16 protein-coding genes and 1 riboswitch are annotated in these 17,841 nt (G+C 64.1%); of the genes, 10 read left to right on the top strand and 6 right to left on the bottom strand.

The window, feature by feature from the left end; genetic code table 11:
- Positions 1 to 61: 61 nt before the first annotated feature.
- Genes N7568_RS16155 through N7568_RS16165 form a run of 3 tightly spaced genes read right to left on the bottom strand, consistent with a single transcriptional unit; the run spans position 62 to position 4,025 of the window.
- Positions 62 to 1,138 carry a PLP-dependent cysteine synthase family protein gene (locus tag N7568_RS16155; protein ID WP_368736523.1) on the bottom strand — a complete coding sequence of 359 codons (1,077 nt, stop codon included), beginning with the start codon at positions 1,136 to 1,138 and terminating at the stop codon, positions 62 to 64.
- The gene (locus N7568_RS16160) at positions 1,132 to 2,697 is read right to left on the bottom strand and encodes an aromatic amino acid ammonia-lyase (protein ID WP_261610810.1); all 1,566 of its coding nucleotides are present in this window, start codon (positions 2,695 to 2,697) and stop codon (positions 1,132 to 1,134) included. Before N7568_RS16160 ends, N7568_RS16155 begins: the two co-directional genes overlap by 7 nt.
- Positions 2,697 to 4,025: an NtaA/DmoA family FMN-dependent monooxygenase gene (locus N7568_RS16165; RefSeq protein WP_368736524.1), complete on the bottom strand. Its 1,329-nt coding sequence runs from the start codon at positions 4,023 to 4,025 to the stop codon at positions 2,697 to 2,699. The genes N7568_RS16160 and N7568_RS16165 overlap by 1 nt, the downstream gene beginning before the upstream one ends.
- Positions 4,026 to 4,178: 153 nt before the next feature.
- Here N7568_RS16165 and N7568_RS16170 point away from each other — a divergent pair, with 153 nt between their 5' ends.
- The 5 genes from N7568_RS16170 (at position 4,179) to N7568_RS16190 (ending at position 8,608) form a co-directional block, all read left to right on the top strand.
- On the top strand, positions 4,179 to 5,882 hold the full coding sequence (locus tag N7568_RS16170; RefSeq protein ID WP_261610812.1) for a SulP family inorganic anion transporter: 1,704 nt from the start codon (positions 4,179 to 4,181) through the stop codon (positions 5,880 to 5,882).
- An 87-nt stretch (positions 5,883 to 5,969) separates the two neighbouring features.
- Positions 5,970 to 6,081, top strand: a riboswitch (SAM riboswitch).
- 13 nt (positions 6,082 to 6,094) lie between these two features.
- Positions 6,095 to 6,361, top strand: a complete 267-nt coding sequence (locus N7568_RS16175) for a DUF1737 domain-containing protein (RefSeq protein WP_261610813.1) — start codon at positions 6,095 to 6,097, stop codon at positions 6,359 to 6,361.
- Positions 6,358 to 6,768: a rhodanese-like domain-containing protein gene (locus N7568_RS16180; RefSeq protein ID WP_159708158.1), complete on the top strand. Its 411-nt coding sequence runs from the start codon at positions 6,358 to 6,360 to the stop codon at positions 6,766 to 6,768. Before N7568_RS16175 ends, N7568_RS16180 begins: the two co-directional genes overlap by 4 nt.
- Entirely contained in the window at positions 6,769 to 7,977 is a 1,209-nt protein-coding gene (locus N7568_RS16185; RefSeq protein WP_261610814.1) for an O-succinylhomoserine sulfhydrylase, read from the top strand.
- 10 nt (positions 7,978 to 7,987) lie between these two features.
- On the top strand, positions 7,988 to 8,608 hold the full coding sequence (locus N7568_RS16190; protein WP_261610815.1) for a hypothetical protein: 621 nt from the start codon (positions 7,988 to 7,990) through the stop codon (positions 8,606 to 8,608).
- On the opposite strand, the gene N7568_RS16195 is transcribed toward N7568_RS16190, so the two are convergent.
- Complete coding sequence (locus tag N7568_RS16195; protein WP_261610816.1) at positions 8,595 to 9,776, bottom strand: glutamate--cysteine ligase 2; 1,182 nt, start codon at positions 9,774 to 9,776, stop codon at positions 8,595 to 8,597. The genes N7568_RS16190 and N7568_RS16195 overlap by 14 nt on opposite strands.
- Positions 9,777 to 10,014: 238 nt before the next feature.
- On the opposite strand from N7568_RS16195, the gene N7568_RS16200 reads away from it, so the two are divergent.
- Positions 10,015 to 10,836 (top strand): endonuclease domain-containing protein, encoded by an 822-nt coding sequence (locus N7568_RS16200; RefSeq protein ID WP_261610817.1) that lies wholly within the window; start codon positions 10,015 to 10,017, stop codon positions 10,834 to 10,836.
- A 103-nt stretch (positions 10,837 to 10,939) separates the two neighbouring features.
- Here the strand turns inward: N7568_RS16200 and N7568_RS16205 are convergent, their stop codons facing one another.
- Complete coding sequence (locus N7568_RS16205; RefSeq protein ID WP_261610818.1) at positions 10,940 to 12,463, bottom strand: UDP-N-acetylglucosamine 1-carboxyvinyltransferase; 1,524 nt, start codon at positions 12,461 to 12,463, stop codon at positions 10,940 to 10,942.
- A gap of 212 nt (positions 12,464 to 12,675) precedes the next feature.
- Between N7568_RS16205 and N7568_RS16210 the strand changes: the two genes are divergently transcribed.
- Both N7568_RS16210 and N7568_RS16215 read left to right on the top strand, forming a co-directional pair.
- Complete coding sequence (locus tag N7568_RS16210; protein WP_261610819.1) at positions 12,676 to 13,662, top strand: DUF6973 domain-containing protein; 987 nt, start codon at positions 12,676 to 12,678, stop codon at positions 13,660 to 13,662.
- Positions 13,659 to 14,138: a hypothetical protein gene (locus N7568_RS16215; RefSeq protein WP_261610820.1), complete on the top strand. Its 480-nt coding sequence runs from the start codon at positions 13,659 to 13,661 to the stop codon at positions 14,136 to 14,138. The genes N7568_RS16210 and N7568_RS16215 overlap by 4 nt, the downstream gene beginning before the upstream one ends.
- 29 nt (positions 14,139 to 14,167) lie before the next feature.
- Here the strand turns inward: N7568_RS16215 and N7568_RS16220 are convergent, their stop codons facing one another.
- The gene (locus N7568_RS16220) at positions 14,168 to 14,902 is read right to left on the bottom strand and encodes a siderophore-interacting protein (protein WP_261610821.1); all 735 of its coding nucleotides are present in this window, start codon (positions 14,900 to 14,902) and stop codon (positions 14,168 to 14,170) included.
- Positions 14,903 to 15,003: 101 nt separating this feature from the next.
- On the opposite strand from N7568_RS16220, the gene N7568_RS16225 reads away from it, so the two are divergent.
- Together N7568_RS16225 and N7568_RS16230 are read left to right on the top strand one after the other, a co-directional pair.
- On the top strand, positions 15,004 to 17,124 hold the full coding sequence (locus N7568_RS16225; protein WP_261610822.1) for a penicillin acylase family protein: 2,121 nt from the start codon (positions 15,004 to 15,006) through the stop codon (positions 17,122 to 17,124).
- Positions 17,125 to 17,191: 67 nt separating this feature from the next.
- Positions 17,192 to 17,791 (top strand): GNAT family N-acetyltransferase, encoded by a 600-nt coding sequence (locus N7568_RS16230; protein WP_261610823.1) that lies wholly within the window; start codon positions 17,192 to 17,194, stop codon positions 17,789 to 17,791.
- Positions 17,792 to 17,841: the final 50 nt, after the last annotated feature.

The raw sequence follows: 17,841 nt of genomic DNA on the forward strand, positions 1-17,841 counted from the left end.
ACGACAAACGGCTGGAGGAATGATCTCAGCGCAGAGCGAACGACGCGATCTGAGCGAGCGCCTACGCCCCGGCGTCGCGGGCAGCCGGAGTGTTGGCGGCCAGGCGGATGCCGTTCTCGGCCAGCCACACAGGATTGAAGGCCTTGCTCAGATAGTTCGTGCCGGCGTCGGGGGCTATGGCCACCACCACCGAGCCGTGGGGCGCAGCGCGTGCTACCCGAACGGCTGCTGCAACAGCGAGCCCGGAGGACGGGCCCAGCGCCAGCCCTTCTTCATCGAGGAGCCGGTGCACAGTGGTGTAGACCTCGTCGTTGGGAATGCGAAGGAACCGGTCCACGATGGACCGGTCGAAAGCCTTGGGCCACTCAGCTTCCGGCCAGGAGTTACCCACACCGTCCACCAGGATTTCGCCGGGGTGCCCTCCGCTGTAGGCAGAGCCGTAGGGGTCGGCACCCACGACTTCCACGTGCCCACCCGGCCGCAAGGCAGCCGCGCGCTCCTTCAGGTACCTGCCGTTCCCGCTGATGGTCCCGCCGGTCCCGATGCCTGCGACGAAGTGTGTCAACAAACCGCCCGTCTGATCCCAGATTTCCGGCCCGGTGGTTTCGTAGTGCGCGGCCGGGTTGGCAGGGTTGTCGAACTGCATGGGTCGCCACGCACCGGGCGTCTCGGCGGTTATCCGGGCGGCTACTGCGCGGGCGTTTCCAGGCGATTCGGACGGAGCATTCCAGTCGGTCAGGATCACGCGGGCGCCGTAGTTGTGGAGCGCGGCGAGCTTCTCCTGGGAAATCGTGTCACCCGTTACCACCACCACCGGGTGCCCTGTCAGGTGCCCAATGAGCGCCAGCCCGATCCCGGTATTCCCGGACGTACTCTCCACAATGGTGGCGCCCGGCTTCAGCTCGCCGGACTTTTCAGCCGCCCGAACCATGCTCAACGCTGTGCGGTCCTTGATGGAGCCACCAGGGTTTTCGGACTCAAGCTTGATGTGGATAGAGCTGCCGAGCCCACGGCTCAGTGCCTCCAATTTCACGAGAGGCGTGTTGCCCACCTTGTCCAAGACCGAGGCGTCCAACCCGTCCGGCACTGGGGGCGCCGCGTGCACACCATGTTGCTTGCGAATCACCGAACTCACCACGATCCCGCCTCTTCCTCCGAGAATTCTTGAGCTACGACGTCACGCAACCCAGCCCGCGCCCGCTCTACCAAGTCGGGCGATGAGGGCCTGTCGGCGAGCACGTCGGCAAGTCGACCCACGACGGCGCCGGTCCCCCTTCCGAGCGGCTGCGCGGCTCCTGCTTCAAGAAGCAAATAGGACGCCGTCAGTGCTTCGATCACCAGCAGCTTCTCTGCAGCATCCAAGGACTTTTCAAGTTGCTGCAGGGCAAGCGGGGCGAGGCTGGAATGATCTTCGACGTCGGCAGACAGGGTGGGCGCCCCGAGTGTCGCCGGGGCTGCCAGGAACTTGAGCTCGGCCAACAGTCCGGCGGCGGAATACCAGAGCAGCCCGGGTAGCTCCTCCTGGGCCAACCCGTCCCCGGTGGCAGCAGCCTGCAAATGCCTGGCCCGGATAGCCCGTTGCGGCGGATACAACTTGGCGATGCGCCGCTCGCTGGAAATCCCCACATGTGCCAAAGCCAGTCGCAGGCCTTCAAACGAAAGAGCCAACTGCATCGGTTGGAAGTTTCCGCCGGACACCATCTGCCCGGATTCGATATCCACCAGGGGGTTGTCGGCGCGGCCGTTCAGCTCCACTTCCAACGCAACACCCAGTTGCGCAACAAGCGACCGGAACGCCCCGTGCGTTTGTGGCGCGGCCCGGAAGGACAGGGCATCCTGCACCGACACTTCGGGCCGAACATCCTCCAGCCACCCGCCGCTCAACAGACGTCGCACAGCAGCAGCCGAGTCCCGCTGGCCGTCCACGGCCTTCGCCGCTTGGATCGCCGGCGAAAAAGGGCTGAGGTTCCCGCCGCCGTCGTACCTTGCGATCGCCTCCAGCGAGAGGGAAAGCGCGACGTCGGCCAGCCCGGCCACGTGCTGCAACCGCACCAGGGCGAGGGTTCCGGCGCCCACCGAGTAGGAGTTGGCGCTCACCAGTGCGAGTGCCTCGCCCGGCGCGAGCACCAAGGGTTGGAGGCCGGCGTCGGCGAGCGCTTTGGCGCCTGGCACAAGCGTGCCGTCGGCGTCGAATGCTTCGCCCTCGCCCAAGGCAACGGCAGCGACGGCGGCAAGCTGGGTCAGGTCGGATGAGCCCACCGAGCCCTCGCGGGGGATGGCGGGAAACACGCCGCGGTTGAGCAGTTCGGCATAGAACGCCGCAGTTTCCGGCCGTACACCGGAACCTCCGCGGCTAAAGCCGATGAGCCGGGCGAGGATCACGGCCCGGGCGGCTGCGCGGTCCAGGTACGAGCCGACGCCGCTGTTGTGATACCTGACCACCTGGATTTGGTACGCGAGCAGGGACTTGTCCTCCACCGTGGTGTCCCGGCCTGATCCGAGCAATGTATTGAGCCCGTAAACACGCTGCCCGGAAGCCGAGGCCAGTTCCACGATCTCCCGCGAGTGCCGCAGCAAAGACAACGCATCTTGGTTGAGTTTCACGTGAAACGTCGGGTCAGAGGCGGCTAAGGCCACACTCCTAGCAGAGACGGGCCCGGCCCCCAGCGGAAGAGTCCGTGGCTCACCGGATGCCATCAGAAGTCCAAGAGGTTCTGCCGGAAACCGCCGTTGCCGTAGCTCTTCCTCAACAGGCCACGGCGCCGTAGCTCGGGGGTGAGCTTGTCCAGCACGCCGTGCACCGTCACGGGGTCCACGAACCCTGAGAAGAGGAACCCATCGCCGCCGACGGCCGCTCCGGTCTCCTCCAGGTAGTCGGCGATTTCGCCCACAGTGCCAACAATCGAGTCCCCCGCCCCGCCGCTGCGGGCCTGCAGGATCTGGCGCAGCGTGGAACCGGGAGGCGCTGCCTTGGCAAAGTGCTCCAACGTGCCTTGGTTGCTGTTGGTGCTGAGCTCGGGCAGCGGCGCATCGAGATCGAACTGCTTGAAGTCAATCACCGAGAGATAGGAGATGGAGTTGAGTTGGCTGTCGATGTCGCGCTGGGTGAGTTCCCGGCGTTGCGCACGCAGTTCGTCCGCCTCAGCGGTTGAACCAACCACGGTGGGCTTCAGGACGAAAAGTACCTTGACGTCGTCGGGGTTCCGCCCGGCCTTGGCAGCCTCCGCACGGATCGAATCCCGGTAGGCCTTCATGCCGTCAACGCCCCGGGCCAAGGCAATCGCCACATCGGCATGTCCGCCCGCGAAAGCCTTGCCCCGGGGAGAAGCGCCGGCCTGTACCAGCACGGGTTCCTCCGGCAAAGGTGCCGTGTTCAGAGGGCCTCGGACCTTAAAGAAGTCACCGTCGTGGTTGATCGGGTGCACTTTGTTGTGGTCCGCAAACACCCCGGTGTCCACGTCCTCAAGCACGGCGCCAGGTTCCCAACTGCGCCACAGCCGCCTGACGACGTCGACGAATTCCTCTGCTTTTTCATAGCGAAGATCGTGCTCGATTTGTTGATCCAGCCCGTAGTTCTGCGCGGCCAAATCGCTGCCGGAGGTCACCACATTCCAGCCAAGCTGTCCCTCCGAGAAATGCTGCAACGTGGCGAGGAGCCGTGCAGCGGTGAAGGGCGGGTAGAAGGAAGCGCTGACCGTCGGCACGATCCCGAGGTGCTCCGTGGCGGCCAGAAGGTAAGGGACCAGGGCCAACGGATCATGCTTGGGGGCAAAGGAAGCGTGTGCCAAGGACACCTCGGCCGAACCACCATACGTATCCGGAACGGTGAGGGAATCCTCGATGATGAAAAGGTCCAGTCCGGATTGCTCGAACGCGCGCACGGATTCCTGGTACAGGGCGGGTTTCTTCCAGTCGTAACCCAGGCTGTAGCCGGGCGTCCCCCAGCCCTGGACACCGAATCCGTGGCCCACGAACCATCCAAAATGCAACATGGGCTTGAGTGTAGAACTGCTCTGTCCGTTCACCGCGACCTGATTTCATGCGAAGTTACAGGGGGTCGTACTGGGTCAATTATGCTCCCGGGACGTCACATTTGAACGTGGCTCGAACCGCTCCGGATTTCCACATACGGCGGTCAGCTTGTTCCACAAACAGCACACGTCGGGAATGATCGCTGTATGAGTGCACCGACAACCCGCTCCTCCGGTAAGGACCGGCTGTCCAGCTTCTGGGCGCTCAAGGGATACAAACGCGAATGGCTCCGGCATGACATCGTGGCCGGCACTGCCCTGTTCGCTCTGTTGGTGCCCGCCGGCATGGCCTACGCGCAGGCAGCCGGGCTTCCTCCGGTCACCGGACTCTATGCAACGGTAGTCCCGCTGCTGGTCTATGCGGCGGTGGGGCCTTCCCGCATCATGGTCCTCGGACCCGACTCCTCCTTGGCTCCGCTGATAGCAGCGGCGATTGTGCCACTCGCGGCTGGCAGCAGCGGGAAGTCGGTGGCATTGGCAGGTCTTTTGGCCATCCTGGTAGGTGCCTTCATGCTGGCAGGCTCCGCCCTGAAACTGGGGACCATCACGGGCCTGCTGTCCAAGCCCATCCGGCTCGGGTACCTCAACGGAATTGCGCTGCTGGTTGCGCTGTCACAGCTGCCGGCGTTCCTGGGAATTGAGGCCGACGGCGACATCTGGCAAAAGCTCGGGAAGGTCACCGCGGGGGTGCTGGGCGGGGAAGTCAATATCACCGCGCTGCTGCTGGGCGCAGGTTCGTTGGCGCTCATCTGGATCCCGCGGCTGCTGAAGTGGAAGGTGCCCGGCGTCCTGTTCGCGGTGGTTGGCTCATGTCTTGCAACGGCGGTCTTCGGCCTCAACGACGACGTGAAAGTCACCGGAGTCTTGCCACAGGGCCTGCCGATGCCCGCGCTCGGCGGCATTGGGTGGACTGACGCGCTGACGTTGCTGCCTGCAGCCGCCGGCATTGCCCTCATGGCCTTTGCGGATACGGGCGTCCTGTCCCAAACCCTCGCTGCCAAGGAAGGCAAACGGGTGTCCGGCAACAGGGAGATGGCCGCTCTCGGGGCGGCCAATGCTGCCACCGGGCTGCTGGGCGGATTCCCGATCTCCGCCAGCACCTCGCGGACGCCCGTGGCCGTGGATGCGGGTGCCAAGTCCCAGATGACCGGGGTGGTGGGCTCCTTGCTGGTGCTGGCGTTCATGCTGCTGGCTCCAGGAGTGACCGGGTACCTGCCGTCAGCGACCCTTGCCGCCGTCGTCATCGCCGCAGCGATTGCCCTCGCAGATCCGGCCGGCGTCCGGCGGCTCTTCAGCCTCAGCCGCAGCGAATCCGTGGTGATGCTGGCGGCGTTCCTCGGCGTTCTCACAGTGGGTGTTCTCCAGGGAATCGTTGTGGCCATTGCCCTGGCGCTCCTGGATTTCGTCCGCCGGGCGTGGGATCCGTATCGAACTGAACTCGGTGCAGAGGAGGGCCTCCCTGGCTACCACGATCTTGAGCGGCACCCTGACGGCGAACGCATTCCCGGGCTCTTGATACTCCGCTTCGATGCACCGCTGTTCTTTGGAAACGGGCAGGTCCTGGCGGCCTTTGTCAGGGAGCAACTGGACGAGGCACCGGACGAGACCGCCGGCCCCGTCACCCACGTCATCCTCGCCGCCGAGCCCATCACCGGGATCGACACCACGGCATTGGACGACCTCGTCACCTTGGACGAATGGCTGGCCAGCAAGGACGTGGACCTGGTGTTCGCCGAGCTCAAAGGGCCTGTGAAGGACAAGTTGATCCGCCTCGGGACGGCGGCGCGTTTCACACCCGATCATTTCTTCCCCACCGTCGGTGCTGCGGTGCGTGCGCTGAAGGAGCGCTAGCGGAAGGCGCCGCCGATTACGCAACATGACGGGGGCGCAGCCACCCACAAGTGCAGCCCGGCGCCCGTGGATGTTACGTTTTTCTTGAGTAATGAGTACCAGCGCAAAGCCCTGACTTGCTGGTCGGCAACCCTCTCTCCGGCGGGGTGCCTCAGGTGACTACTCGGCGTATCGACAACTCGAACTGCAAGCGTGACTGAGGAGCACCAGCAATGCCTGAACCCACTGAAGAAAAACTGTCCTACCGCCTGATTACAGGCCCGGATAACCGCGATTTCTGCGAGCGTATCCATAACTCCCTCGCCGAAGGCTATGTGCTCCATGGCAGCCCGGCAGCCACATTCAACGGCACGGACGTCATTGTTGCCCAGGCCATCGTGCTTCCTGCCGCGATCGCCAGCGCTGATGCCGCCGTCGCCAACGCTGTTGACCAGTTGGAGAACTACGACGACGAAGAAGCATTTGAGGGCCACGCATGAGCTACGCAGGTGACCTGACCCCGCAGGACGCGTGGGCCAAGCTTGAAGAAGGCGCCATCCTGGTGGACGTCCGCACGGAGGGCGAGTGGGCGCACATCGGCATCCCGGACACCAAAGCCACGGAGAACGATCCCCTGTTCATCCAGTGGAACCTCGCCGGCGGCATCCCCAACTCCCGTTTCATTGAGGACCTGCAGCAGCAGGCTCCCGAGGACGACGCCGTGGAGCTTGTCTTCATCTGCCGCTCGGGCCAGCGATCCATCTCCGCCGCCATCGCGGCAACGCAGGCCGGTTTCACTGCCTACAACGTTCTTGAGGGCTTTGAAGGTGAACCGGACCGCTACGGGGAGCGCACGGTCAATGGTTGGAAGAACCGTGGCCTGCCGACGAATCTGGGGACCGAGTAAGTGACCTTCAATCCCGACGCCGCCGGCTGGAGCCCTGACACCCAGGCCGTTCGCGGTGGCCTTGACCGTACCAATTTCCAGGAAACATCCGAGCCCGTCTTCCTGAACTCCGGATTCGTTTATGAATCAGCCGCTGCCGCCGAACGCGCCTTCACTGGTGAGGACGAGCGCTTTGTCTACTCCCGCTACGGAAACCCGTCCGTGGCCACGTTCCAGGAGCGCTTGCGCCTGCTCGAAGGAACCGAGGCATGCTTCGCGACGGCGTCCGGCATGTCCGCTGTCTTCACGGCATTGGGTGCGCTGTTGGCTGCCGGGGACCGCGTGGTTGCCGCCCGCTCCCTGTTCGGCTCCTGCTTCGTCATCCTCAACGAAATCCTGCCGCGCTGGGGTGTGGAAACCGTATTCGTGGACGGACCGGACCTGGAACAGTGGCGTGAAGCCCTCTCCGAGCCGACCACCGCGGTCTTCTTTGAGTCGCCGTCCAACCCCATGCAGGAGATCGTGGACATCGCTGCCGTCAGTGAGCTGGCGCATGCCGCCGGCGCGACTGTCGTCGTCGACAATGTCTTTGCCACTCCCCTGCTGCAACGTTGCGGTGAGTTGGGCGCGGACGTGATCGTCTACTCCGGCACCAAGCACATCGACGGCCAGGGACGTGTCCTCGGCGGCGCCATCCTGGGCACCAAGGAATTCATCGACGGTCCGGTCAAGCAGCTTATGCGGCACACCGGCCCTTCACTGTCCGCTTTCAACGCCTGGGTCCTGACCAAGGGCTTGGAGACCATCGGGCTGCGCGTGAACCACAGCTCCGCGTCGGCCCTGAAGATCGCGGAGTGGCTTGAGCAGCAGCCCGCCATCAGCTGGGTCAAGTACCCGTTGCTGAAGTCGCACCCGCAGTACGAGCTGGCCGCCAAGCAGATGAAAGCCGGCGGCACCGTGCTGACGTTCGAGCTGCTCCCTTCCGCGGGACGTTCTGCCAAGGATTCCGCGTTCGCGTTGCTCGATGGCCTCCGCGTCATCGACATCTCCAACAACCTGGGCGACTCCAAGTCCCTCATCACCCACCCCGCCACCACCACCCACAGGGCCATGGGTCCTGAGGGTCGGGCGGCGATCGGGCTGAGCGACGGCGTGGTCCGTTTGTCTGTGGGACTTGAAGACGTGGACGACCTCATCCTGGATCTGGAGAAGGCCCTCAAACAGGTCTAACCTTGCTGCCATGAGCGGGAACCATCCCTATCGCCGTGCCGGAGCGGTCGTCGTTGCCGGCACGGTGGTGTGGTTCGTTGGAATCTCGCCGGTCTCCCGCGTCTACATAACCCCCGATAACGCCGAGCGCCTCCGCATGCTGCAAGCCGGGCAGCGCGGCTGGATCACAGGCCAGCACCTCGCCGCCGTGGGAACCGTCGCAGTGCCTGTGGGATTTGCCGCATTCGCCCGTGCCGTTCCGGACAAGGGCGTTTCAGCCGGGCAGGCAAAGAAATGGGCTTTCGCCGCGGCGGGCGCGTTGCTTGCCGGCGCACCACTCTTCGTCTCCAGCCTTGCCCGGAGGGCTGCTGACATGGAGGGTTTCGCCTATCGCAGGGGATCCAACGCGCCGTTCATGGCGTACTCCGGGCTGCATGTCGTGGCGCTGGCGGCGCTCGGCGGGAGCCTTCTCTCCTTGCCTGCCAAAAAGTGGATCGGAGTCACGGCTGCGGCCAGCGCTCCCATCTACGGCGCCATCCTGGTGGCCAAGAAAGATATCCCGCCGTTCCTTTTCTACCTCGTGGAAGGGACCACCGGCGCCTACCTCATGGCCTGGGAGGAACCCAACGCAGAGGAGCCTAGGGCCGCCTGACCCGGGTCAGTAAAGGCGCGGGCTCCTTGTAAGCGTCGGCTGCGGAACCGCGCACGGTCACCTTGGCAGCATGCCCGACGACGGCGGCCAAGGCTTGGTTGGTGGGCGGACTCCCCGGCTGAACGTGTCCGTAACGCACCGCGGTTTCGCGTTGCTCGCGGGCGCCGTTACCCCGCCTCAATAGCTCCGCGATCCCCGCTTTGACAAGGTCCAACTCGCCCTGGTCGTCCAGCACCGGGCTCACGTAATCCACCAGGGCCCACACGACCTCCGCGGCCGGCTGCGGACGGAAATCACCAAAATCCAGCAGATCTCCGCGCAGCCCCGAATTACTGGCCTGCCAGCTCGCCATCCGCAGGAGTGCGGTGGGCACAGCGGTGGGATCAACGCCGTCGAGCATTTCCAGCGAAGCCGTCTCCACCAAAGCCCGCACCAGAACGGCAATCAATGCCGCGTCCTCGGATCGAAGGGAAACATCGGCAACCCGGACCTCTACGGTGGGGTGGTTCATGGAGATTCGGGCATCGAAGTAGATCATGCCTTCATCCATGATGACGCCCGTCTCCAAGAGGCGCTTGACGATGCGTCGGTAGGCGGTGAGCGAGCCGAAAACAGCCGAAGGTCCGGCGGTCGGCCACCGGTTCCAGGCCTGCGTGCGGTAGCTGTCGAACCCGGTGGGAAGTCCGCGCCAGAAAGGCGAGTTGGCTGTAAGGGCCGTGAGCACAGCAAGTTTGTCGCGGATGTGGTCCAGCACCACCACACCTTCCTCAGGCGACTCCACCGAGGTGTGCACGTGGAATCCGCACGTCAGTTGCTCCGTCGCGATGATGCCGAATCGATCCAGCATCGCGGCATATCGGGGATCCGGCGTGGTGTGTGTATTCGAGGCCAGCGGAGAAGTAGCGATCGCGGCAACCCGGGCACCGTGCTGACGGGCGGCCTCGTTAGCCATGGCCCGGCCGCGATGAATCTGCTGCAGGAGCTCGCCGTAGCTGTGGCACGGACGGGTCTGGGTTTCGATCTGCTCCAGTTTGAATTCATAGCTGAGGCTCGTGGCAGTTGTGGGCGCCGGCTCACGGCCTGACAGGATCGCGTCCGCGAGGGCGAGGGGCTCTCCCGTCGCAGGATCGACGATGAGCAGCTCTTCCTCAACCCCGAAAGTCCGCATGCTCCATTCTGCGCCACGGCACCCAGTGAAGACAGAGAGAGGACAGAGACTTGGCGGGTTGGTCCAACGGGCCATCAAATTCCGCTGGATCATCGCCGGGAGCCGCAGGAGGAGAGCCCGGAATTCCGGGCTTCACCAGTCGTGCGCGAGCCGATGATCCAGCAGAATTTCGTGGACCGTATCCACATAGCCCGGGCTCCCCGCTCTGAACCCACCCGGATCGTGGCTAGCTGGCAACATGGATGCAGTCGAATTTCTCATGTCAGTGGGCGGCGTGGCGAGGGTCGGCCTCCTCAAGCAACATGGTCACACGTCAGCGGAGCTCCAGAAACGAGGGGCCTACCAACCTCGACACGGTATCTGGGCACTGCCAACGGCAGATAAGGACCTCCTCACCGCCCTGGTAAACAACGGACACCTGACGTGCGCCAGTGCCGCCGTCCGCTATGGGCTCTGGCTGAAGGACAGGCCGACGCAAATCCATGTGGCAACGAAGCACAACAGGGGCCGGGGGTTCGTTCGGCATGGTGGACTCCGCGTGGGCTCGGAGGCGCTCATGCCTGTTGCTTCAGTGGAAGACACAGTCCTCCATGCACTGAACTGTCTCCCGGACGTCGATGCCATTGCGGTGGCACAGTCGGCCATGAGGAACCTCGGAGTTCCACGGGAAGTCCTGGAGGGAGAACTGCGGGCCAACTACTTCGGGAACGCAAGGAGGCGTCTACGGATGGCCGATGGCTTGTCCGAATCGGTTCCGGAGATCAGTGCACGCCTCTTGTTTGAAGCAGAGGGCCTCCCCTTTGAACGTCAGGTTCGCATCTCCGGCGTGGGGCGCGTGGACACCCTGATTGACGGGTGGCTGATCGTGGAGGTCAATGGCTATCAATTCCACAGCTCACGGGCTGCCTGGCGAAACGACATGAACCGGTTGAACGCGGCACAGGCAAGGGGTTTCCAGGTGTTGTCCTTTGCCCCGGAACAGATTTGGAACTCAGCTGATGACGTCATGGCCCAGATTCGCTGGTTCCTGGCGCAAGGAAGGCCGTATGGTCGACGTTGAGAAATTCTGCTGGATCATCGCCGGGAGCCGCAGGAGGAGAGCCCCGAGTTCCGGGCTTCACCAGTCGTGCGCGAGCCGATGATCCAGCAGAATTTCGTGGATCCTAGTCCTGGAAGTACTCGATCTTCGCGCCGATGGTGTTCAGCCGCTCAGCCAGGTCCTCGTAGCCACGCTCGATCACGTAGATGTTGCGCAGCTCGGACGTGCCCCGGGCTGCCAGCATCGCCAGAAGCAAGCAGGCGGCAGGGCGGAGGGCCGGCGGGCAGCCGATCTCCGCGGCGCGCCACTTGGTGGGTCCGTTGACGTAGATCCGGTGCGGATCCAGCAGCTGAACCTGGGCGCCCAGCTTGTTGAGCTCGGTCAAGTAGATGGCACGGTTTTCGTAGACCCAGTCGTGGATCATGGTCTGGCCTTCGGCATTGCCAGCGATCACCGCGAAGAATGGCAGGTTGTCGATGTTGAGTCCAGGGAACGGCATCGGGTGGATCTTGTCCTGCGGTGCGCGGAGTTCGGAGGGCTTGGTGGTCACATCCACCAGGCGCGTGCGACCATTGCGGGCCATGTATTCGCCGGAGACCTCGAGGTTCTGGCCCATCTGCTCCAGGGTGGCGAGCTCGATTTCCATGAACTCGATGGGGACCCGGCGGATGGTGACCTCGGAGTTGGTGACGATTCCCGCGGTGATCAGGCTCATGGCCTCGATGGGATCCTCGGACGGGAAGTACTCGATGTCCACATCGATAGCGGGCCGGCCGGAAATCTTCAGCGTGGTGGTCCCCACGCCGTCAATCTCCACGCCCAGTCCCTGCAGGTAGAAGCAAAGGTCCTGCACCATGTAGTTGGGGCTGGCGTTGCGGATGACCGTGGTGCCTTCGCGGTGCGCGGCGGCCATGATGGCGTTCTCGGTGACCGTATCGCCACGCTCGGTCAGGACGAACGAGCGGCTATGACCGTCGGCTGGGGGCGCAGTCACGGAGTAGAAACCGGACCTGGCTTCCACTGACAGTCCGAACTGGCGAAGGGCCTGCATATGGGGTTCAACGGTGCGGGTTCCGAGGTCGCAGCCACCGGCGTAGGGCAGCAGATATTCGTTGGTCTCATCCAGCAGCGGTCCGAGCAGCATGATGACGCTTCGGGTCCGACGGGCAGCGTCGACGTCCATTGACCCAAGATCCAGGACCTCGGGCCGGCGGATGCGGAGGTCGCTTCCGTTGAGCCAGGTGCATTCGACGCCGATGGAGGTCAGGACTTCGACGATCCTGTTGACTTCTTCAATCCGGGCCAAGCGGCGCAGCGTCGTGGTGCCACGGTTGATAAGGCTCGCGCACAGAAGCGCGACGCCGGCATTCTTACTGCTGTTGACATCCACTTCGCCGGAGAGCGTCCGGCCGCCCTCCACACGGAGGTGGGTCATCTGCGGCTTGCCGACTTTGACGATGGAGCGCCCAAAGATGGCCTCGAGTCGTTCGATCATTCGCAGGCTGAGATTTTGTTTGCCCTGTTCCATCCGGGCGATTGCACTCTGGCTGGTTCCCAGCTCAGTAGCCAACTGCCCCTGCGTCCAGCCCTTTTCGCTGCGGGCGTTGCGGAGCAGGAGGCCTACATGTTCGGCGGTAGGTTGCGTCATATCCCAGAAATATCACAAGTGAGCTAGAACTCGAGAACAAAACGCCGTTTCAGCGGTAAAGATCACACCGTACCCATCCTGTGCGATAAACAGCTGACGACGGCGGCGGGTGCCTCTGGGCGGGCACGTCACCCCGTTCACGTAAGGGGAGAAGTCCCCATTGTGCCCAATGGAAGGATAGCGAACGATGATGGGAAAGCTCAGGGGGAATCATGCCTTTCTACGGCGCCGACGTCGACCAGCTCAAAGCACTCTCCAAGTCGTTGGCCAACGGCGCGTCATTGCTGACCAACAGGGCACGGGAGCTCGATTCGTTGATCGGTCAGGGATTGGCCGGCCAGGGCGGCGGCTGGCAGGGCCAGGATGCCAAGCGTTTCGCCGCAGATTGGCAGGGCCGCCTGAGGCCGTTGTTGGAGAGAACCACGCGAGGCCTGGAAGAGGCATCACAGTCCGTGCTCACCAATGCCGACCAGCAGTCCTCGGCGTCCACGGAGGGGGGCGGCGGCACTGACAGCGGCGGCGGCTCAGGTGATTCAGGCAAACCCGGGAACGACGCCACCACCAAGACCGCAACCAATCCGAACCCCGACCGGCCCTCACCCCAGGAAATCCTGGACAACTACCAGGTGAGCGACGCTGAGACCACCAATTGGCCCGGCGACTGGGACCCCCTGCGCTTTGTGGTGGACCAGAAGGAAGTCACCAAGAAGGAAGCCGAACTGCTGAACGGCCTTGGTCCTTTCGAGCTGAATGCCTTCAAGGACATTCACGATGACGCGTTCAGCAGTGCGGATGAGCGCTTCCCCAGCGCCGACCGGAACGATGACCAGAATGACGCCTTCCGACACGCCTACTGGAACGCCCTGATGGTCAAGGAGTTCGGCGCCGATTGGGCTGAGGACTACGCTACGGCCCACGAACAACTGCCCGGAAACCCGGCTCCCCGTGAGGCGATGGATCTGTACAACAATGAGGTGGGCCGCAACGTGGCCATAGCCAACCCGGATGCCAGTGCTGAGGAGCTCGCAGATTTGATCGAAGAAGCCGTGAACAACGGCGACACGGTGGTGGTGGGGCCGGACCTGCTGCCGCATCCGTCCAACGAAGTCCCCATGGACCAGACGGGCGACGCCAACAATGCCCAGCCCGCACCGGGCGAGGATCCCGAGTTCAACGACGAGTCACGGACCACCTCATGAGGGTCCAGCACCAGCACGATGCCCGACGGCGGGTGCGGACTTCTGGAGGCCGCGTCATCCTCGCGGGCCTGTTCACTTTTGTCCTGGCCTGCACCTTGGCCGCCTGTTCCCTGGGAGGATCCGTCATGCCCGAATCGAACGAGAAGCTCAACAGCCAGGTCCTCGCATCCGCGACGAACGGCACGGCCTTGAAGCTGGCAGATGCCACGGATTTTGAGTGGGACCAGGCTGGCTTTGTCACGGAGGGGACCCCGGCCAAGGACATTGAAGAAGCCTTCGGCGAACCCCTCACCAAGGAGAATCGCTACACGGCGTCGCCAGCGCTGTTCGTGTTCTTAAAGGATGGCAAGGTTGCCAAAGCGGTCCGTATCGTCCCGGACGCGTTCTTCGGTGCTGATGCAAAGAAGAAATATGGCAGGGACGTGGTGCTCACGCCGCCGGAGGGGCAGAAGGGCTTCCTTAACTGGCGCGAGTAACCCGCGGGACCGCGGATAGCCCGGAGGACCTAGACCCTCCAGTACCCCAGGGCGTCAATACGGTGCTTGTCCACGCCCAGTTCTTTACGGAGATGCTTGACGATTGCGCGGGTACTGGACGCTTCGCAGGCGATCCAAAAGAAGTCCTCGCCCACGGATACCGTGTCCGCAGACAGCGCCGCGCAGACTTCCTCCACCAAAGCGGCCCCGTCACGTTTGCGGGGAATCCAGGTGACGACGTCGGAATCTGACGTCCGCACCTCAAGGGAGGGGTCGGCGTCGTGCTGGTATTCAAGCCAGGCAGTCACGGGAGCCGCGCCCGCGGCAGTGAGCTCTCGCTCGTCCAGCAGTGAATTGATGGCAGGTATGGAGGCAGGATCGCCCACTACCCAGATCCGGCGCGGAGCCGGCTGCGGGAAGGTGAAGGAGCTGCCTTGGACCGTGGCATCGATGGTGTCGCCGGCCCTGACGGAGCGGGCCCAGTCGGCGGCGACGCCGTTGTGCATCGCGAAGTCCATGCTGAACGTGCCTGCCGCCGGGGAGGCATTGACCAAGGTGTAAGCGCGTTGGTGGGCCTTGCCGGAGTCGTCGAACCACAGCCGGATCCACATGGTGGGATGCAGGCCGCTGCGTTCCAGGAGGCCGCCGTCGCGCACGTGCACGCGGAGGAAGTCCGGGGTGACCTCTTCCGTCCCGGTGACTTCGAGGGTGAAGTCCTTGGCGCCCATCACTTTGAGGACGACGCCTTCCCAATTGCGCTTCAAGCAACACTCCTTCACGAACGGCCACGATTTGTGAACGGGGCCAAAGACATTTATCTTGAGCTTAAGTAAGCCTAACCTAAGCTCGAAAGCGGCCAGAGATTATGACGCCTGCCCCGACGCAACATTCCGCCCCGGCAGGCGGCCCCGGTACCTACCGCGATCAGTGGGGAATCCCGCACCTGTGGGCGGACTCTGCCGACGAACTCGCCTTCCTCCAAGGCACGAACGCCGCCAAGGACCGCTCCTGGCAGATCGAGCTGGAACGCTGGCGCTCCGAAGGCCGGACAGCCGAAGTGCTGGGCCCCGACATGGTGGTCTGGGACAGATTCGCCAGGCAGGCCCGGCTGGACGATACCGCTCGCCGCTGCTTCGACAACCTCGACGCCGACACTCAGCGCTGGTGCGGACAGTACGTGGCCGGCATCAACCAAGCGCTGGCAGACGGACTCCGCGGCGGCCCCGAGTTCGACGAGTCCGCCTGTACGCCGGAGCCCTGGAATCCGTGGACGCCGCTGGGTGTCTTCCTGGTCCATCACATCCTCTTCTCAACGTTCCCCAACAAGCTTTTCCGGGCCCATGTGGCGCGGGCACTGGGCGACGACGCCGTGAGCCTGTTCAGCATCGAAGCTCCCGTCTGGTCAGGCAGCAACGCCTGGGCCGCGCACGGCTCGACGACCGACACAGGCCTCCCGCTGATTGCAGGCGATCCCCACCGCCTAATGGAACTCCCCGGCGTGTACCAGCAGGTGCGACTGGCATGCCCGGAGTTCGACGCGATCGGCTTCGCATTCCCCGGCGTCCCCGGCCTCCCGCATTTCGCGCACACCGGCCACACCGCCTGGGCCATCACCAATGCCATGGCCGACTACCAGGACCTCTTCGAAGAGGACCTGCGACGGGTCACCGATTTCACCGGCGAACGCGTCGAGGCGCGTGGCGCGGAGGGCTGGGAACCCGCCGTCGTCAGTACCGAAACCATCACCGTCCGGGGCGGCGAGCCGGTAGCCGTCGAGATCATCGAAACCGCGCGCGGTTCGGTGATCTCTGAAGCGCCCGACGGCGGTGCCCTGAGTCTGCGCTTCCCGGCCAGAGTGGAGGGGCGGCTTGGTTTCGAGACCCTCCTTCCCCTGCTGCGGAGCCGGAACGTCTCCGACGTGGAAACAGCGTTCGATGCCTGGGTGGAGCCGGTCAACAGCGTGGTGGCCGCGGACGATTCCGGGGTCGTACGGCACTTCGTTGCGGGGCTTGTTCCGCAACGAAATCCCGCAAACCGACGCCTGCCCGCACCGGCTTACTCCGCCCGCCACGCGTGGGATGGGCAATACGTGATCCTGCCCCGCACAGAGATCCAAGAGTTTGCCGTGAGCGCGAACGACCGCACGGCGGGAGGTGGCGATGCGGTGGCCATGGAATTCGCGCCTGCGCATCGGGCGCTGCGGATCCGGGAGCTGCTGGAGACTGCGTCCGGCCCTTTGTCCGTGGACCACATGCAAGCCATCCACACCGATACTCTGCTGGGTCCGTGGCCGCTGTTCCGGTCGCTGCTCTCCGGCCTGGACGCCGACGATTTGTCCCGCGAAGCCAAGGGATTGCGTTTGCTGTTGATGGAGTGGGATGGCCGCATGAACGCCGGAAGCCACCACGCCGCCGTTTTTGCAGCGTGGCGCGGGGGTTTGGTCCAGCGCCTCGCCCGACACCCCGCGTTTGCCCCGTTGCATGAGCCCACCGGCTACTGCCCCTTGTTCGGACCGTGGTTGTCAGTGGCGTCCCGCATTGGTTTCGCATTGGAAACCCTGGTGGTTCGCGTCTCAGAGCTTGGCGTCAGCGTAGCCGTGGAGGCCGCCGCCGCGCTCGAAGACGTTGCGTTGGAGGAATCCATGCTGAACGGCTCTTCGTGGGGAGACCGGCACAAACTCCTTCCCGTTCATGTCCTTCCGGGCGCCCTGGCGTCAACGGCACCCACTGCTGACCTCGGCGGAGACACCGGGTGCGTCCTCTGCACGGAAAGCCTCCCCGGCGTTGATGACCGAAGCTTCCGCGGACCCGTAGCCCGCTACGTGTGGGACCTGTCCGATCGGCGCAACAGCCGATGGGTCGTCCCGTTCGGCGCTTTGGGCACACCCGGTCACCAGCACTTTGCCGACCAACTCCCCCTCTGGACCGCCGGGCGACTCGCCCCTGTGGTCACTGACTGGTCCGTCCTGGTCAAAGACATTCCCTAACCAACCCCGTTCTCCGCATCAGCCCGCATCAGCCCGCATCAGCCCGCATCAGCCCCCGAAGGAAACCATGACCACCACCACCCAGGACTTCACCGTCCGCACCACCATCTACTCCGAAGACCTCGAAGGTTGGGGTGCGCTGCGGCTCGTCCCGCTGGTTCCCAGCGACGACATTGACCTCATCTTCGAATGGGTTACCCAGCCCCGCGCCAAATTCTGGGGAATGACCGAGCACACCCGGGAGCACGTCCAGGAAATCTACGAATTCCTGGACTCGCTGGAGACCCACCACGCGTTCCTCGCCGTCCTTGACGGGGAGCCGTTGGCACTCTTCCAAACGTACGAGCCCCTGCACGATCCCGTCGGCGAGGCCTATCCCGCCCGTGAGGCAGACATCGGCATGCACTTGCTGCTGGCCCCGGCCACCCGGCCCATTCCGCACTTCACGCCGAAGCTCGGAACGTCGCTGATCAAATACATGTTCTCCCTGCCGGGCAAGGACCGGATTGTCGTCGAACCTGACTCCCGCAACGCCAAGGCGCTGCGCCGTCTGGAAGCGACGTGCTTCGAGCTGGGCCCCATCATTCAGCTCGCCGAGAAGGAAGCCCAGTTGGGTTTCCTGACACGGGCCGGCTTTGACGAGATCCAGGAACAGCAGGCGCGCTAGGGTTCGCCACGGGCCACAGCGAAGTGCCGCCGGCGCCCCCAACAGGCCGG

Source organism: Paenarthrobacter aurescens, assembly GCF_025421775.1.
Classification (GTDB): Bacteria; Actinomycetota; Actinomycetes; order Actinomycetales; family Micrococcaceae; genus Arthrobacter; species Arthrobacter aurescens_B.

Excerpts from the sequence above, each read along its gene's own strand:
- N7568_RS16160 (WP_261610810.1), bottom strand. The coding sequence starts at position 2,697 with ATGGCATCCGGTGAGCCACGGACTCTTCCGCTGGGGGCCGGGCCCGTC.
- N7568_RS16170 (WP_261610812.1), top strand. The coding sequence starts at position 4,179 with ATGAGTGCACCGACAACCCGCTCCTCCGGTAAGGACCGGCTGTCCAGC.
- N7568_RS16175 (WP_261610813.1), top strand. The coding sequence starts at position 6,095 with ATGCCTGAACCCACTGAAGAAAAACTGTCCTACCGCCTGATTACAGGC.
- N7568_RS16180 (WP_159708158.1), top strand. The coding sequence starts at position 6,358 with ATGAGCTACGCAGGTGACCTGACCCCGCAGGACGCGTGGGCCAAGCTT.
- N7568_RS16190 (WP_261610815.1), top strand. The coding sequence starts at position 7,988 with ATGAGCGGGAACCATCCCTATCGCCGTGCCGGAGCGGTCGTCGTTGCC.
- N7568_RS16195 (WP_261610816.1), bottom strand. The coding sequence starts at position 9,776 with ATGCGGACTTTCGGGGTTGAGGAAGAGCTGCTCATCGTCGATCCTGCG.
- N7568_RS16200 (WP_261610817.1), top strand. The coding sequence starts at position 10,015 with ATGGATGCAGTCGAATTTCTCATGTCAGTGGGCGGCGTGGCGAGGGTC.
- N7568_RS16205 (WP_261610818.1), bottom strand. The coding sequence starts at position 12,463 with ATGACGCAACCTACCGCCGAACATGTAGGCCTCCTGCTCCGCAACGCC.
- N7568_RS16210 (WP_261610819.1), top strand. The coding sequence starts at position 12,676 with ATGCCTTTCTACGGCGCCGACGTCGACCAGCTCAAAGCACTCTCCAAG.
- N7568_RS16215 (WP_261610820.1), top strand. The coding sequence starts at position 13,659 with ATGAGGGTCCAGCACCAGCACGATGCCCGACGGCGGGTGCGGACTTCT.
- N7568_RS16225 (WP_261610822.1), top strand. The coding sequence starts at position 15,004 with ATGACGCCTGCCCCGACGCAACATTCCGCCCCGGCAGGCGGCCCCGGT.
- N7568_RS16230 (WP_261610823.1), top strand. The coding sequence starts at position 17,192 with ATGACCACCACCACCCAGGACTTCACCGTCCGCACCACCATCTACTCC.